Annotated in this window: 15 protein-coding genes and 1 pseudogene; 6 read left to right on the top strand and 10 right to left on the bottom strand. The window is 60.1% G+C overall.

Annotated elements, in window-relative coordinates:
- Nucleotide 1: 1 nt before the first annotated feature.
- The gene (locus KHP07_RS20640) at nt 2-1,048 is read right to left on the bottom strand and encodes an Ldh family oxidoreductase (RefSeq protein ID WP_214497913.1); all 1,047 of its coding nucleotides are present in this window, start codon (nt 1,046-1,048) and stop codon (nt 2-4) included.
- Between the two features lie 94 nt (nt 1,049-1,142).
- Between KHP07_RS20640 and KHP07_RS20635 the strand changes: the two genes are divergently transcribed.
- Entirely contained in the window at nt 1,143-2,030 is an 888-nt protein-coding gene (locus tag KHP07_RS20635) for a LysR family transcriptional regulator (RefSeq protein ID WP_214497912.1), read from the top strand.
- Nucleotides 2,031-2,032: 2 nt separating this feature from the next.
- Here the strand turns inward: KHP07_RS20635 and KHP07_RS20630 are convergent, their stop codons facing one another.
- Nucleotides 2,033-2,299 (bottom strand): LysE family translocator, encoded by a 267-nt coding sequence (locus KHP07_RS20630; protein ID WP_352152454.1) that lies wholly within the window; start codon nt 2,297-2,299, stop codon nt 2,033-2,035.
- 304 nt (nt 2,300-2,603) lie between these two features.
- On the opposite strand from KHP07_RS20630, the gene KHP07_RS20625 reads away from it, so the two are divergent.
- A complete protein-coding gene (locus KHP07_RS20625; RefSeq protein WP_078049462.1) occupies nt 2,604-3,338 on the top strand; it encodes a BPL-N domain-containing protein in 735 nt (244 codons plus the stop codon).
- A 181-nt stretch (nt 3,339-3,519) separates the two neighbouring features.
- On the opposite strand, the gene KHP07_RS20620 is transcribed toward KHP07_RS20625, so the two are convergent.
- Complete coding sequence (locus KHP07_RS20620; RefSeq protein WP_214497911.1) at nt 3,520-4,776, bottom strand: hypothetical protein; 1,257 nt, start codon at nt 4,774-4,776, stop codon at nt 3,520-3,522.
- A gap of 146 nt (nt 4,777-4,922) precedes the next feature.
- Here KHP07_RS20620 and KHP07_RS20615 point away from each other — a divergent pair, with 146 nt between their 5' ends.
- Nucleotides 4,923-5,642, top strand: a complete 720-nt coding sequence (locus KHP07_RS20615) for a hypothetical protein (RefSeq protein WP_214497910.1) — start codon at nt 4,923-4,925, stop codon at nt 5,640-5,642.
- On the opposite strand, the gene KHP07_RS20610 is transcribed toward KHP07_RS20615, so the two are convergent.
- From KHP07_RS20610 to KHP07_RS20600, 3 genes are all read right to left on the bottom strand, one after another.
- A complete protein-coding gene (locus tag KHP07_RS20610) occupies nt 5,626-6,006 on the bottom strand; it encodes a hypothetical protein (RefSeq protein WP_078049459.1) in 381 nt (126 codons plus the stop codon). The genes KHP07_RS20615 and KHP07_RS20610 overlap by 17 nt on opposite strands.
- A gap of 563 nt (nt 6,007-6,569) precedes the next feature.
- Nucleotides 6,570-7,265, bottom strand: a complete 696-nt coding sequence (locus KHP07_RS20605; RefSeq protein WP_214497909.1) for a YwqG family protein — start codon at nt 7,263-7,265, stop codon at nt 6,570-6,572.
- Nucleotides 7,266-7,306: 41 nt separating this feature from the next.
- Nucleotides 7,307-8,170 (bottom strand): LysR family transcriptional regulator, encoded by an 864-nt coding sequence (locus KHP07_RS20600; protein WP_214497908.1) that lies wholly within the window; start codon nt 8,168-8,170, stop codon nt 7,307-7,309.
- Between the two features lie 112 nt (nt 8,171-8,282).
- Here KHP07_RS20600 and KHP07_RS20595 point away from each other — a divergent pair, with 112 nt between their 5' ends.
- Nucleotides 8,283-8,891 carry a LysE family translocator gene (locus KHP07_RS20595; protein WP_214497907.1) on the top strand — a complete coding sequence of 203 codons (609 nt, stop codon included), beginning with the start codon at nt 8,283-8,285 and terminating at the stop codon, nt 8,889-8,891.
- Between the two features lie 80 nt (nt 8,892-8,971).
- Here the strand turns inward: KHP07_RS20595 and KHP07_RS20590 are convergent, their stop codons facing one another.
- From KHP07_RS20590 to KHP07_RS20580, 3 genes are all read right to left on the bottom strand, one after another.
- On the bottom strand, nt 8,972-10,738 hold the full coding sequence (locus KHP07_RS20590; RefSeq protein WP_214497906.1) for a S8/S53 family peptidase: 1,767 nt from the start codon (nt 10,736-10,738) through the stop codon (nt 8,972-8,974).
- Between the two features lie 90 nt (nt 10,739-10,828).
- On the bottom strand, nt 10,829-11,536 hold the full coding sequence (locus KHP07_RS20585) for a CPBP family intramembrane glutamic endopeptidase (RefSeq protein WP_214497905.1): 708 nt from the start codon (nt 11,534-11,536) through the stop codon (nt 10,829-10,831).
- Nucleotides 11,537-11,652: 116 nt separating this feature from the next.
- A complete protein-coding gene (locus KHP07_RS20580; protein ID WP_214497904.1) occupies nt 11,653-12,174 on the bottom strand; it encodes a hypothetical protein in 522 nt (173 codons plus the stop codon).
- A 300-nt stretch (nt 12,175-12,474) separates the two neighbouring features.
- Between KHP07_RS20580 and KHP07_RS20575 the strand changes: the two genes are divergently transcribed.
- Together KHP07_RS20575 and KHP07_RS20570 are read left to right on the top strand one after the other, a co-directional pair.
- Nucleotides 12,475-13,158 (top strand): hypothetical protein, encoded by a 684-nt coding sequence (locus KHP07_RS20575; protein ID WP_214497956.1) that lies wholly within the window; start codon nt 12,475-12,477, stop codon nt 13,156-13,158.
- Between the two features lie 14 nt (nt 13,159-13,172).
- Nucleotides 13,173-14,560: pseudogene (locus tag KHP07_RS20570) on the top strand (GAF domain-containing hybrid sensor histidine kinase/response regulator); the annotation flags it as partial.
- A 446-nt stretch (nt 14,561-15,006) separates the two neighbouring features.
- Here KHP07_RS20570 and KHP07_RS20565 read toward each other — a convergent pair.
- Nucleotides 15,007-15,798 carry a Shedu immune nuclease family protein gene (locus KHP07_RS20565; RefSeq protein ID WP_214497903.1) on the bottom strand — a complete coding sequence of 264 codons (792 nt, stop codon included), beginning with the start codon at nt 15,796-15,798 and terminating at the stop codon, nt 15,007-15,009.
- Nucleotides 15,799-15,917: the final 119 nt, after the last annotated feature.

The following is a 15,917-nucleotide window of genomic DNA, read 5'->3' as shown; positions in this document are numbered from 1 at the left end:
CTCAGGCCACCCGGCTGGCATACAGGTCAAGCAGGCGCTGGGTGGTGGGGTCCACCGGCACGCCGTCGCGCAGATAGCGCTGCATCTTCTTCAGCTCGATTTCACCCGGGACAATCACCGGCGCGGCCGGGTCGATGGCCGGGCTCTGGTGCAGGATGGCGGCGAAGTCGGTCATGCGTTCCTTGAGCCAGGCCGAGGAGCCCAGGCGGGAGGTGTCGATCAGAATGAAGAAGTGCCCCAGGTTCTGCGGCTCATCCGGCGCATCGACCCAGGACTTCACGTGGGTCAGGTAGGCCGCGTCCGAGAGCAGGCCCGCCAACAGGTCCACCACCAGCGCCAGGCCGTAACCTTTGTGAGCGCCGATGGGCAACAGGAAGCCATCCAAGGCCGCGCGAGGATCGGTGGTGGGTTTACCGTTGGCGTCCGTGGCCCAGTTATCCGGAATGCTTTGCTGGCGGGTGAGTGCGTTGCGGATCTTGGCGCGGGCAACCACGCTCATGGCCATGTCGAGCATGAAGTGATTGCCATCCGGGTTCGGCACGCCAAAACCCAGCGGGCTATTGCCCAGGCGCGCATCGCTGCCGCCCGAGGGGGCAATGGTCGTGGTGGCGTTACTGCCAATGATGCTGGCGAAACCTTGCTCGGCCGCGAGGTAGGCGTACGGCGACACCGGACCGAAGTGATTGCTGCCGCGCGCCAGGACCAAGCCAATCCCGAACTGTTTGGCCATCTGCAGGCCGGCGTCCAGCGCCGCCATGCCGACCAGCGGGCCGACGGCGTTGCGCCCATCCACCCGTGCGATCGCCGGTGCGACGGTTTCGACCACTGGCTCGGCCGAGGCACTGATACCGCCGCATTCTAGCCGCTCGCCATAGGACTCAAGGCGGCTCAAGCCATGGGTGGTCAAACCGAACAGATCGGCCAACACCAATACCTGGCAGACCTGTTCGGCGGCGTGTTGTGTGAGACCCAACCCCTGAAAGGCAAGGCGGCCTTGTTGGCGCAGGTCTTCAAACGCAATGGCAGGCAATTCGTTGTTGTTGTTCATGGTTAAGGCTCGTTGATTCGACTGAGTTGACAGCGTGCAGGGGGGCGATTAAAAAGAGAAATGCAAATAAAAGTGCGATCTATGAGGTAAATGCATGAATTTTGATCTCGCGGACCTTCGCGGTTTTCTCGCGGTGGCCGACTTGGGAAGTTTCAGCGCGGCTGCCCAAGCGTTGCACTTGTCGCAATCCGCACTCTCGCGGCGCGTCGACAAACTGGAGCAGGCGCTGGGTGTGCAGTTGTTCGAACGCACCACGCGGCGTGTGGAACTCTCTACGATCGGGCGAGGTTTCCTGCCGCGTGCGCGCAACGTGCTGAATGAGCTGGAGAGCGCGCTGATAGGCTTTCACGACCTGGCCTTCCGGCTATCCGGTGAAGTCACGATTGCCTGTGTGCCCTCTGCCGTGGCGTATTTCCTGCCGGACGTTATTCGGCACTACCACGCCAAATACCCGGGTATCCGGGTGCGGGTGATCGATGAGTCTTCATCGGCGATCTTGACGGTCGTAGCCAGGGGCGAGGCGGACTTTGGCCTGACCTACATCGGCACCCAGGACGCCGACGTGGTCTTCCAGCCGTTGCTGGAGGAAGACTTCGTGGTTGCGCTGCAGGTCGGTCACCCGCTGACCCAGCGCCCTTCCCTGACCTGGGATGACCTGGCCGGGGTCGACTACATCAGCCTGGCGCAAGGCAGCGGCAACCGCTTTTTGATCGACCAGGCGCTGGCCCATCGTGATGTGCGGCCACGCTCATTCTGCGAAGTGAAGCATGTGCCAGCGCTGGTCAGCCTGGTGGAAGCGGGATTGGGCGTTGGCGTGGTGCCCAAGTTGGCCATGCCGGCCAACGGGCATGCGACGCTGGTTACGCGGCCGCTGAGCGACCCAGCGATCAGCCGCACGCTGGGGCTCATATCCCGACGAGGGCGAGCGCTGTCGCCCGTGGCGCAGTTGCTGTTTGACCTGCTGATGGCGGTGAAAAAGTAGTCTCAGCGCTGCTGCAACGCCACCTTCAGCCCCAGGCCCATAAACAGCGTGCCAATGATTTTGCCTTCCCAGCGGCGCAGCCGGGAAAGCCCTTTGACCCCACGACTCAAGGGGCGGATGGCGAGCGCCAGCAAGCTGGTGTACACCGCACTGAGCCCGGAAAAGATCAGGCCCAGCACCGCGAATTGCACCAGCGACGACGCGGATTCCGGGTGCACGAATTGCGGCAGGAAGGCCAGGAAGAAAATCGCGGTTTTCGGGTTGAGCACCTCGGCACCGACCGCCTGGAAAAACGCCTGGCGTGGGGTGACGGTTGGTAGCGTCAGCCCCGACTCTGCGGCCGCCCTCTACGGTGCGGGTGATCACCAGTAACACGGACGGGCCGGGGATCTAGAACAGACCGATCACAACGGCGACATAGGTGAGGAGGGAGGCGAGTTCAAACATGGCGGACGCTTTCTAAGTAGGGCCCGACCGCCAGTTATCCTGATGTGAATGGTGTTTACAACTGTTAACGGATTGATTGGCGCAATCGCTATAGGCTGTGCGTTGTCCGTACAGGAGCCCCCGGCCATGAACCTACGCGCTGTCGCCGCCACGTTGTTTGCATTCGCGCTGTTGTTGCCGTCGCAGTCCGAGGCTGCGACGCCCATTACCCACGTCGCCATCTACCGGGGCCCGGCAGGCTGCGATGACTGTTCCGAGAACGTGGCGAAGGCTTTGCACCGTCTCAACCCCAGCTATCAGATCGATTACGTGGGCGCGGATGAGGCCATCGACATCACGCCCAAGACCCTGGCGCGCTATGACCTCTACGTGCAACCCGGCGGCGGCCAGGACATTCCCGGCGCCCTCGATAGCCTGGGGGATGCACGTATCGAGGCCATCCGTGGCTACGTCGCCAACGGCGGGCGCTACCTGGGCCTGTGCATGGGCGCCTACCTGGCGGATGACAGCAACCTCGGCCTGATCCCCCAGGACCTCGACGCCGAAGCCGGCCGCCCCGGCTTTGAAGTGCCCGGCATCGCCGACGCGGCCGTGCAGGTCACGTGGGAGGGCAAGCCTGATCACGTCTTCTTCCAGGACGGCCCGTACTTCCCCAAAGCCGACCCGGCCGCGCCCTACAAGACCATCGCGACCTACCGCAACGGCGACGTCGCGGCGGCGCGGTATACCTATCAGAAGGGCGTGGTGGTACTGAGCGGCCCACACCCCGAGGCCGGGCGCGAGTGGTTCGAGAATGCCGACATCCCGTTGAGCAAAATGCCGCAGGGTGATCTGTTCGGCGCGTTAATCCGCAACTTCTAAAGGCTCGCTCACCACAAAAAATTCGCTTTCAACCGCTAACCCCGTCGACCGGCGACCTTTACGCCGGTTTTCGCCAGCGGGTACACCGTGGCGGCACCCATGGCGCCCAGGCCGATGACCAGCGATTCATATCGTTCCAAGGTTGATACTCGCCTGAGAGGCTGAGTTGGGAAACCACACGTCAGCGCACCACATCCAGGGCCGTGAACTCATTCACATAGTGCGTCTGGCTCGATGTCGACTCCAGCGTCAACGCGACGCCCAGGTCCTCGATAAAGGCGCGATTGGACTTATAGTCGTCCTGTTCGCAAGCCAGCCGAATGGCATCCCCCGTCAACGAAGCAAACACCTGGCGTGCCGGGAAGCGCTCGCCCACTGTGCAGGTGAGCGTCGTTTCGGTGGGTGGGTCAGTGGGCTTGGTGGGCACATAGGCCATTTGCAGGTGGGCACTCAGGGTCTGGCCGGGCGTCCAGTGGGTGGGGACCTTCAGTTCAGCGTCGCGGGTCTGCAGGACCTGGCCTGCGCCCACACCGTTCATTTTGGATTTCAACTGGATCAGGTCCGCCAACATCAGGCGGTCCACATTGAAGGCGCGGCCATAGGCTTCGTTCTTCACCAGCAAACCGCCCTCTGCCCTCAACGTGACCGTTACCGGCGCGTCCTTGCCATCGCCATTCCTGGACAGGTACGTGTAGGTCAATGTCTTGAACCTGGGCTGCAACAGCGGCGCATCAAGGCGCTGGAGCACGTTGGGCGGTACGGCAACGTCACCGAGAGTGGTTTCGACCACCGTGCGCGGGTAGTCAACCGGCGCAATGTCGGGCCGCAACAGCGCCAGCAGCCCGGCGTTGACGCCACCCTGCACCGAGCAACTCACGCGCGATTGCGTGCCGAGCTTGCCTTCCGGCTCCACGATCAGCACCCGCTCCACGTTACGCAGGCCCGGCGCCTTGCCCGGCATGGGCTTGATCCCCTGCCAAGTGTTGCCAACCTTGAGTTCACTGCGCGTGTATTCGCCATCGCCTTTTTGCAGTGCCCCAGGCTGGTCGAGCAGTGCTGCGAAGTGCTTGGCCACCTCATCGACACCGCCATCGACAATAAAGCCCCAGTAATAGTAAAGGCCCAGCGGGCCGAGGTCGGCGACTTCATCGTTGTAAGACAGCAGCTTCAACCCGGCGATGGCCGGCGCGCTCACCGGCACTGCGTTGGCCTTGCGGTCAGTGCGATCCCTCACCGCGATCCAGGTGAAGTCCTTTTCCTGCTTGAGCGGCGCATAGGCCTGCCAGGCGTCGCGGTGGCTGTTCAGGCTGCTGAAGAAACTGGCGTCGCAGCGGGTGAAGGCCTTGAGCGTGTCGACCAATGCGGCGTCGTCGGCGTGGGTGAGGGAAGGAAGCAGCAAGGCTGAGGCGAGGACGACGGCGGACGCGGGCAACTTCATTGAGCGGGATTTCCGTATCGAGGCGGGAGGGGGGCATTATCCAGGGATTGACGAGTAGGCTCTAGCGCTTATCGGGACTACTGACTTAAAGCCTGATCCATCGTCGCCGATAACCCGGATGAACCCGCCAATCATGGACCGATTAAATGGCACTCACCGTCAGCTCAGCCTACGTCCCACCGGCCAACCCCGTCCTTACGGCTTCCGGCCAGGCAATCGCACCCGCGCCACTAACGGATACCGCCGAGGCAGCCTTGGCAAACGCCGCCCCGGCGGCTGTCTATCACCCAAGTGAAGCTGCCCAGACCCTGGCGCAACCCCTGGAGGCTATCGACACCTGGGTCGGCCGGTCGGCATCGCCGGAACTGCCTCGATTCGAAAAACTGTTTGAGGGGGCACAAAGCGTGCTGAAGGCCGCAGTTGAGCGCTTCAAGGCAGCACTGCCAGCGGACTTGGCCGGCAAAAAGTTCGGCTTCACCGTCGAGGCCGATGACCGCTGGAAGGTCCTCGATACGGCCGGCCAGCTCAGCCGTGCGGATATTCAGCGGCTGACCAACCTGCTCAACCAGGCCTCTGACCTGAAGCCCGCCGCGATCAAATTCCGCGACGCCAGCATCGACCTGCTGGACGCCGACTCGCCTTGGTCGGGAAACTTGATGGGCTACTACAGCCTGACCCAGGAGAACTTTGCCGCTACCTTTGACTTGGCGGCCTTGTTCAACCGCCCCGGCTCCTTGCCGCCCAAAGAGTATTCCGCAGGGTTATTCATCAACCAGTTGGCCTACAAAGGACAAGTGGCCACGCGCGAAACCGAAGAGGCGATGTTCGCGCGGCGTGCTGCGCAGCGGTTTAGCGCACAGGCCTGACAGCACTTGTGGCGCGAGCCAGGCGCGCACGCCAGTCGCCGCCGTGCTGCGAGTGGCAGGCCTCTTCAGAATCAAAGTGCACGCAGCGGTCCAACGGCATGGCGGGGACGCCTGCCGCTTGCAACGCAGCCCCGGTCAACTCGCGCATGCGCTGGTCGACGCCGCTGGCCAGGGCGTGGTCCTTGCTGGCGCGCGTGTCGAATACCCAGGTGACACGCAGGCTTTGGGGGAACGCGGCGTAATCGACGGTATGCGTCAGCCATTCAAACCCCGGTAGTTCAGCCTTGGCCGTTTCGCACGCCTGCGTCAGTGTGGCGACCAGTCGGCGTTCAATACCGGCGGTTTCGCGTTTGGATAGGGCCATGCTAACGCTCCGAATGCAGACAAGCGCCGCAGATTAACAGGGTGTAGGCACCTGTGGGAGGGGTGATGAAAATGCTGGATTCTCAGGGTGGGAACTGTTTCGCTCAGTGGATTGCAGTCGTGCCTGCACATGCAATTTAAGCAACGACAACAATAAAGTGTGGGAGCTGTCGAGCCCCTGCGAGGCTGCGAAGGCGGCGGCACTGCTGGCATTTTTATCGCCTGACCCACCGCTTTCGCAGCCTCGCTAAAGCTCGACAGCTCCCACAGGGGATCGGTTGTGTGGGTGGGATTTGTGCCACGACGGAGATCTAGTGTGGGAGCTGTCGAGCCCTGGCGAGGCTGCGAAGGCGGCGGCACTGCTGGCATTTTTATCGCCTGACCCACCGCTTTCGCAGCCTCGCTAAAGCTCGACAGCTCCCACAGGGGAGCGGCTGTGTGGGTGGGATTTGTGCCACGACGAAGATCTAATGTGGGAGCTGTCGAGCCCTGGCGAGGCTGCGAAGGGATCACCTCGGTGTCCGTGTAAACACGCAGCGCCTGTATCGCCTCCAGCCTGACGCCTCAGTAAAAATCATAATAAAGCGCCCACTCCCCCGTGACGCTGTGCTTCCAGAACATCAGGCTTCCGCTGTGCACCACATTCAGCTGGATTTTCGCGTCCGACGAAATCTGGAACACAAACTCAAAGCCTTCGCCCGGATCGACACCCGACTGGCAAAACGACGGGTAACCGCCGATTTTGTGCTCATAGGTGTGTGTCACCAGGTCATAGTAACTCTGTATCTCGCCCGCGCGTTCCAGCTTGAGTATTTCGTCCTCAAGCGCGGAAGGAACGCCACCGCCATCCCACAACGGGTAATCCTCCGGCACGTTTTCCGTCTTCAAGGGGAATGGCTTGAGAAAGGCGCCTGCCACCGGCAGTGTTTTACGCACCAGCACCTCGTCCGGCCCGTATTCGCGTATCAGCCAGTTATCCCCCATGGGTTCAAAATGCTCGGGAAACGGGTTCGACACAAACAACGTCAATAGCCGAACCCCCTCCAGCGCCGGGCTGTTGAAGGGCAGGGCGGGCAAGTAGAACTGCGCGTAGGGCAGCAACTGTTCACCGGCCTTGTTGGTGGGGATGCCTTCATCGGCGCGGAACAGAAAGACGTGACCCAGCCAGCTTTCGTCATCGGTGCCCGCAGGGCGAAAGCCGCCAGCGATGAGTTTGAGCGCCGGGCGGGCCAGGCGTTGTTTGATGTCCTGAATATCCATGGGTGTGTGAACCTTCCTTTTGATAGCGGTGCGCAAGAGAGCTATGCCTGAACCCTCAGCGCACTGATGATAAACCCGTGCAGGCTATTGACCGCCTTGGACCCGCGAGAGGCCCGGCTACGTAGAATCGACACCTCCATAGGTTCGATAACCCCCAAACCCTGTTCGCCGCTCAAGACCTGCAGTGAGGGTTGCACGGTGCATTGGGTGATCGCAGCAATCGCGAGCCCACCCTCCACGGCGGCGACCTGGCCGGCCAGGCTGGAACTGTTGTACACCACCTTGAACTGACGGCCCTGTTGGGCCAGTGAATTCACCGCATACCGGCGCGCCAGGCTTTCGCTTTCGTAGACGGCGATAGGCACCGGGTCTCGGCGCCACAGTTCGAACTGTGGGGAACCTACCCAGACCATCGGCTCCTTGAACAAAAAAGTCCCCGTGTGCGGCGAGTCCCTGGACACCAGTGCAAGATCGAGGTCGCCACTGCGCACACGCGGGATCAGGGCGGTCGACTGTTCACAGGTCAGCTCGATGTCCACACCCGCATATCGCGGCGCAAACCGTTTCAGCACCGGCGTGAGGTACTTTGCCGCATAGTCTTCCGCGACCCCAAGGCGGATGCGCCCAGTCAAGGTTTCGCCATGAAACGCCGCCTGGGTCTCGGCGTGCAGCGCCAGCATGCGACGGGCGTAGCCCAGCAACGTCTGCCCGTCATCGGTCAGTTGCAGGTGCCTCGGGCCACGGTTCAACAAAGGCCGCCCCAACGCCGCCTCCAGTTTTTTCATCTGCATGCTGACGGCAGACTGCGAGCGGTTCACCTCATGGGCCGCGCCCGACAGCGAACCGGCGTCCACCACTGCCACAAAGCACTTGAGCCAATCGATCTGCAAATCGCTGGAGGACATGGCGTTTACCTTTATTCGTTAATCGAATGGCTATGACGTGAATTATGCGCTTCTCACGGCGCTTGTTCATTCGCAAGATAGTGGCCTGAACCCAACCCTGGCGGAACTGAACATGCCTTTCGAAACCTGGTTGCTCTACCTGCTCACCTGCTGCGGTATCGCCGTAGTGCCAGGCCCGAATGCATTACTGGTGCTGACCCATGGCGCCCTCCACGGCAGCCGCAAAACGCTGTTCACCATCAGCGGCGGCGTGCTCGGTTTCGCCCTGGTGCTAACGCTGTGCGCGTTGGGCCTGGGTGCACTGATCCAAGCCTCGGCCACCGGGTTCACGGCGTTGAAAATTGCCGGCGGGCTCTACCTGATCTGGCTGGGGTTCGGCCTGTGGCGCTCGGCGCCCGTTACCCTTGAAGCCCCCGCTACGACAAGCCTGCGACACTGGTCGCTGTTCCGTCAGGGGCTGGTCTCGGCCATCTCAAACCCCAAGGCGTTGCTGCTGTTCACCGCGTTTATTCCACCGTTCCTGGACCCGCACAGAAACCTCATCGCGCAGACGGCCGCCATCGCGCTGACCTATGCCGTTGTGGAATTTGTCGTTGAATACCTAGTCGCAAGTGCTGCCAACCGGGTCAGGCCGTGGTTGGCGCGCACCGGGCGGCGGTTCAATAAGGTCTGCGGTGGGTTCTTTGTGGTGTTTGGGTTGGCGTTGCCCATTCACAGCTGAGGGCCAGACCTTCCCCCCACAGCACAACGGTTCGGGGGCCGGGCTTTCGCGGCTGTCTGATGGATGATGTCCAGCAACTGTCAACGCACCCGCGTCCTGCTCTGCACCGCCAGATCCAACGCCTTCTGCATATCCAGCCGCGCCGAGCGCCCTTCGTCTTTATCATTGAGTTGATAATTACGCTCGGAAGGCAGAATTGGCGCGGTGAGGTCCTGGGCATCGCTGCGTTCAAAGTCATGGTTGTCACCAATCGCCATGGCGCTGCGGCGCAACAGCATGCGCAACTGCTCGGGTTGCAACTGCGGGTTGATCGACAGCATCGCCGCCACCAGCCCCGCGACCATCGGCGTGGCGTACGACGTACCACAATGCACCGCGCCTTCCTCACCGGCCTTTACCGTAGACGCATGGGCGCAGGCCGCCGCAGTGATATCCACACGCATGTCCACATTCGACGAACTGCGCGTCACCGCGTAGGCCGGGTCATCCACGGCGACACCACCGCGCTCACCGCGCTGATGGCCGCCAACCACCAGCAATTGCTCGGTGATAAACGAGGAGGGCAAGCGGTAGTCATCCGTGCCCGAAAACGCCGACCCATTGCCCGCCGAATTCAGCACGATCACCTCCGGATGCGCCTTGCGCAGCCACAGGAAAAACTCTTCCAGCAATTCTTCATAGCCACTCATGGCGATACCCGAGCGCAGCAGTGAATCCACCTCATCACCGTTGACGTCCTTGGCGCCGACACGGTGAATGCCCCAACTCCAATTGAGCACCCGCACACCGTCCTCCACCAGGTTGACCGACGCGGCGATATTGGCGGTGATGCCCGCATCGGAATTGCGGTCGACAATTACATCGAACCCGCCGCTCGCCTTGTCCAGCCCGCGCAGGAAACCACTGTTGCCGCCATCGTCCCACTTCGCCGCAAGGATCCCGGCGACGGTTGTGCCATGCCCGTCCGCAGCGCCCGTGTCCCGCGCGTAAACACAGGTGCGCTTGGGCGAACAGCCGCCCCGGTAATCGGCAAAATCCGCGGTGTCAAAATCCACGCCCCGCTCGATCACCCCAACACGCACCGGCTCCGGCACAATCGGCGTGTAACGCCCCGGAATCCGGCGCTGATAGTAGGTGACTGCATCCAGAAAGCGGTTTGCCGCCCATTCATCAGAGTCCGGTGCAGGTTTGCTCGGCTCCTTGGGACGAGCGGCGGCCTGCTCGGATTCTTCCGCGGCGGACTCTTCAATCACCACCGCATCCACACTGGTTTCACTGCCCAAGCGCAGCACCAAGGCATCGCGCTGAATCAGGTCCTTGGCCGGCAGGCGCAGTTGGAACAGATTCAGCGGCGCGATGCTGCCGACCACCGTCGCCCCATATTTGTGGGCCAGCCGCTCGGCCTCCTGGCGACCTTCGTGGTCCTCTTCGATCAGTACGCTGACCAGGTCGACGTAGGTGGTCAGGCCGTCCATGTTCTTCGTCACCTCGCCCGGCGTGGCGGCGACCACATGGCTGTTGCGCACCGTCAGCCACGCGGCGTTGCTGACGCGGGAACCGTCTTCAAGCCAGAGCGGGCCGCTTTGGTAATGGCTGGCGTCCAGGCGCAGACGCAGGGTTTGGCCGTCGAGTTGCAACGCACTCAATGGCAGCGCTTTGCCCGCTAGTTTCAATTGCGGCGCTGCATCACCCAGCCCGCGCACGGTCAGGCACCAGTCCTGTTGGCGACTTTCCAGCAGGTCACCGCAGCGTTTCAGATTTTCCAGACGCAGCGGCTCCTGCGCCGCGACGCTGGTGCTGGCGACCAAGGTGAAAAGGGTAGCGAGAGCAGCGGGGCGTAGGGGCATGGGGGCAGGTCTTTGCCGGAGTGATGGTGTTCGGACTGCGGCAGAGGGCGCTTCGTTCAGAGGCAGGGGGCATCACAGGTGGAAAGATGCCTAAAACCAGTGGTGAGCCACGAGATCCTTCGAAATGGCCATGACTTGCGCAGAAATATGCAGTAGCACCGGCACCAACAGGCCCGCACTTCGTACCCGCGCATAGGCCAGGATAACGGCGAGCGTGCCGATGAGCAGGAACGAGGTCCAGTGAGTGAATGGCATGTGAATGAACATGTACAAGGCGCTGGTGGACAGAATCGCAACCCACTGCCAAACGCGGCTCTCAAGAGGGAACAGGCGAATCAGGAAATGCCGGTACAGCAGTTCCTCGAAAATAGGCAAAAAGGTCAGCGCCATCACCCAGAAAAGCACTTTTTGAGACACTGACGCACCGCCAGAATTGAACATCGATTCCGTGCGCCCGTACCCCAGCCAGATATCGAGCCCGCTGCAGACCAAGTAAGCGCCCACTGTCCATGCAACGCATAACTTGAATGTCCTGCCCACGTCATGACCGATAAGGGCACGCGCGCCCCCCGAGTGTCTACGCTCGAACACCGCAAACAAAAACAGCACCGCCGCAGAAAAACCACTGCCAGCCAGCAGCCGCATTGCGTTCAGGTTACCGGCGCCCAGCACTGACACCAGCACCAGTTGAGTCGCGATAAATAACCCCATCGCGAGGCAGGCTGTTAAGAGACGCCGTCGCCAGGAATAGGTGTCCATGTGAGTTTCAGAGGGGCCTGAGAGAGGTTCGTACTTCATTCGATATTTCCTTTACCGGTAGGCATGCTGTAGGCATCTTAAAACTGTTTCCGACCCAGACTCTGTGAACGACTCGGCGAGATAAAAAATGCTCTCCTGTACGTTCACCCCACCCACTAATGGCATGCCTTCGCGGTTTGACTGCTGACAGGTTCGCGGCTGACCGCTCCCGTTGTGCTGTTCTTGACGATTTTACTGATCCAGATCCCGCACGGCTCTGATTTGGCTTCATAGTCTGCGCCGGCCTCGGGCACAAAATGGACACCGGTGACACATTGATATTTTCGTGTGGCACCTGCATACACCAGCGTGATCGGTGTGTCCGGACGGATATAAATTTCTGAGCTGTTTTGAACACCGTCTCCTCCTGGAATCCCAAGGCTCCTGTCGTTGAACGTGTGATCATTCAACGGCGCCAAAGACCTTGAATTGACAATCCCTGCGCCGGGTAAGTGCCAGTCTATGCACTGGCTGTCGGGAACCAGCCGAACCGTTTGATCAGTGATAACCCTAAGCCTGCTGGAGGTGGCGGGCTGTGGTTCGTTATACGCCGTGGTATAGGATTTGAGGCCCGTGACCGTAGAGCATCCCGAAAAGAGTGGGATTGATAGCAGCATCAATAAGCTGGCTTTTTTCATGGTGTCGATTCCATTCATAGGGCGCGCGAAACGCCCCCGTTTCGCTCGCGGCGACGCGTTAAAGGGCGCGGGTTGAATCTAGAGGCGCACACGGTGCCATTCGTTCCAGCAGTGTTCGGCAACGATGTCCGGATAACCACATTCTGTTTCCATCGCCAGCGCGGTGCTGAAAGGGTGCGCGATGCAGGTGGCTGAGCCTGGGCTTCACCCTACTGAGCTGTGCCCTCATTATCTCGTCCACCCTGCCGATAACCTGCGCTGCGGTAATCAATAGGGATGCCTCGCGCAGGAAGCCGGATGATGATGTTTGACGTTAACCATTATGCTCGAATGTATTACCAGAATATCCAGCCATCACCGGGTAACGACTACCCGCGACTCAAAGCATGGGAGTTCCTCTACGAGTACATCTGGGACGAATGCCGGCCTCATTGGGCGGATCTCATCAGTAATGATCAGATCGACACGACAGCGCTGCACATCGGGTTCTACCTGGCGAACTGGGGGATGTTCCGCGGCTCCTCGGGGTTGTTGCAAAACAGCAACCTTGATCTGATGAAAGCGCTGGCCAAGTCTCTCTTTACGGGCAAAGGTCCGGAATTGCTTGAGCTCTCTTTGGATGATTTTGCAGCGGGCTCGCCAAACCTGGTCTACAACCAGAAGCTCTTGGACGATGTATTGGGGGCGATGGAGAAGCTGGCCAGTAACGTCTCTTGGACGGATACGCTCAAGACTAAAATCCTGATGGGCGTCTGGGGGGAGTGCCCGGCGCTGGACCGTTTTTATATTGCAGCTTGCCGAGATCTTTTTCCGCGCCTTCCACACATCACTGCGGCCAGCGGAAAGGGCCTCACTGCGCTTGCAGGTGTGGTCCGAGCATTGAAGGTTCGCCCGTTAATGTTGAAAACGGGGCGGTTGAAACTGCCATATTCCACTGCTCGGGTTATGGATATGGCGTTGTTTGAGTACGGGCGTGGGTTGTAAGAAACAGCAGGGGTACCGGCTCGCAATTTGGCACCATGCAGCTGTTGTGCCCCGAAGGGCACCCGTCCGGGCATGGCGGCCAGTTGCAGCTCTTGTGTTCGCGCGGCGTGCCACCGGAAGCGGTCGGGTTCTGGCAATGGGTGAGCCCCATGGCCTACAGCAGTTGCACCATGGCCCTGCAAATGGGCCAGCGCGCCATCATCCCCGACTTCGAAGAGTGAGTAGACATTGCCGGCACCGAAGACCTGATCGCCTTCCGCCGCGCGGGCATCCGTTCGGCCCAGACCACGCCGTTACGCTCCCGCGATGGCCGCCTGCTCGGCATGATCTGCACCCACTGGAGCACTCCGCACCAGCCGTCCGAACGCGACCTGCGCCTGCTCGACATCCTCGCCCGCCAAGCCGCCGACGCACCATCGCCGACGAAGCGCTGCGCGCCGCCGTCCCCACCCAGCGCCTGCTGGCCTTCTCCCGTCGGCAAACCCTGGAACCGCGCGCCACCAACGTCAACACCCTGATGTACGGCATGGCCGAACTCATCCAACGGACCGCCGGCCCCGGCATCCAGATCGAAACCATCGGCGCCCCGGACGCCTGGACCGCCTTCGTCGACGTCAGCCAACTGGAAAACGCACTGCTCAACCTCTGCATCAACGCCCGCGACGCCATGCCCGAAGGCGGCCGCATCCAACTTCAAACCAGCAACCACTGGCTCGACGCCACCGCCGCCCGCGCCTACGACCTCTCCGAAGGCCCGTACCTGCGCCTGAGCGTCACCGACACCGGCACCGGCATGCCCCCCGAAGTCATGGCCCACGTATTCGAACCCTTCTTCACCACCAAACCCATCGGCCAAGGCACCGGCCTGGGCCTATCCATGATCTACGGCTTCGCCCAACAATCCGGCGGCCAAGTGCACCTGCACTCCACCGAAGGCGAAGGCACCTGCGTGTCCCTCTACCTCCCACGCCACCACGGCGCCGCGCCGGGTGATGAACTGGCCCCAGGACAAGTGGATATCGAAGTCGCCCAGCACGGCGAAACCGTGCTGTTGGTGGACGACGAGTCCACCGTGCGCATGCTACTCGCCGATGTACTGGGGGAGCTGGGCTACACCGTGATCGAAGCCGCGGACAGTGCGGCGGGGCTGAAGCTGCTGAGGTCGGATGTGCATATTGATTTGCTGGTGACGGACGTGGGGTTGCCGGGTGGGATGAATGGAAGGCAGATGGCCGAGGCGGGGATGGAGCTGAGGCCGGGGTTGAAGACGTTGTTTATTACGGGGTATGCGGAGAATGCGGTGATGGGGTATGGGCAGTTGGGGGCGGGGATGGGGGTGTTGACGAAGCCGTTTGCGGTGGAGGTGTTGGGGGGGAGGGTTAGGGAGTTGTTGGGGAGTTGACATTGGTCAAGCACGAGCTTGACTCAGGTCCGAAGCTAGGCGCCTGAATCAGAGTCTTCTTTTAGGGATGGGCCCAGTTAGCAGGATTGGTGAAAATAGGAATATTCGGATGGTTGTCTCGTTCAATTGTCGTTAGATTTTTGCTTTTCATAAAAAATTTGCATTGTTTGTTGTGCGGTAAGTCTAAACTCGCTTTCGTTGCACCAAGCTACTTATTTATGCGCTAAATTTTTGCTCAGCTTAGCCAAGAATCGAATGAGTAATCGAGGTTGATGTTGCTGTTTAGCTTGTAGCAGTCACAGGAAATTCGGCCCTATAGGCTTACCTCCTCACGCCTTTCGGCCGTGCCAGACTGCGCGCTCCGCTTGCCAATGGCCTGTTTATGCGCGCAATTGGGAAGGCGACATTTTCCGAAGGAGCCTTTAGTGTTTCTGCAGTGATGTTCGTCAGCAGCGACCTAGCTTATCCAGCACATGATCTAATTCCATTCCGCCTCTTAGGCTGTTGATACGCCAGTTAGGTTTATTTTCGATTATGTCCTTTCTGAGGTCATCATTGATCCGAATCATGCTCGGGCCGAAATAAGAGAAGACCTCATCTGAAACATATTTTGTGGAGAGGAAATCTACCCACTCGTTCTTGCGGGCGCACACGTAAAGCGGGTGTTTCCTATTAAGAGCTTCAAGCAGACTGTCATAGGACAGAATCTTAACGTCATGTTGCTCCATGGCTTTTATTTTGTTGCGCTTAACCGCGTTTTCGGCGAACTCATCGCGACGGCCATGCACGAGGACGTACTTTACGTGGCAACTATTATAACCCATGGGCTCGCGTATTGACCCCAACGTGCCATTTATGAAACCTATATAGTTACTATGGTTTTCAAACCAGGCGCGCCACTGCAGAATTTGGTTAAAAGCTAATACGAAATCAGGGTGGAGGTCGTTGGTGCCGTCTTTGAAGTATTTAGATTGAGGCTTCTCGATTTCAATCAGTACCAGATTCCAGTCAGCTGAGCTCTTCGACATGTAGAAGAAATCAGGCGCATAGTCACTGGCTAGGTGTAGCTTTCTGAAAACTAGGTCAAAGTGGATGCCATGGTTCTGGACGAATTCGCGGGGTATGAACTGCGTGTGTTTTTCCAGGAAGCTTTGGTAGACCTGCTCGGTGTGAGCTTCATTCAGAAGCTTCACAAACTCTTGCTTCAATTCGTCTGAGACGTGAAATTCAAGATGCATTGGAGTCCGTTCCTATCCGGTGGGTTCTGTTTGCCTGTGCAGGGCGAGTGTCGTTCAGAAAGCAGGGTTTGGAAAGGCGAGAGCTTGACTTTTTGATGGCGAATCTAGGCGTCGGGGAC

This window comes from Pseudomonas sp. VS40, from assembly GCF_018587885.1.
Classification (GTDB): domain Bacteria; phylum Pseudomonadota; class Gammaproteobacteria; order Pseudomonadales; family Pseudomonadaceae; genus Aquipseudomonas; species Aquipseudomonas pergaminensis.
The sequence above is the reverse complement of the archived record's forward strand: the minus strand, read 5'-3'. Positions and strand labels throughout refer to the sequence as shown.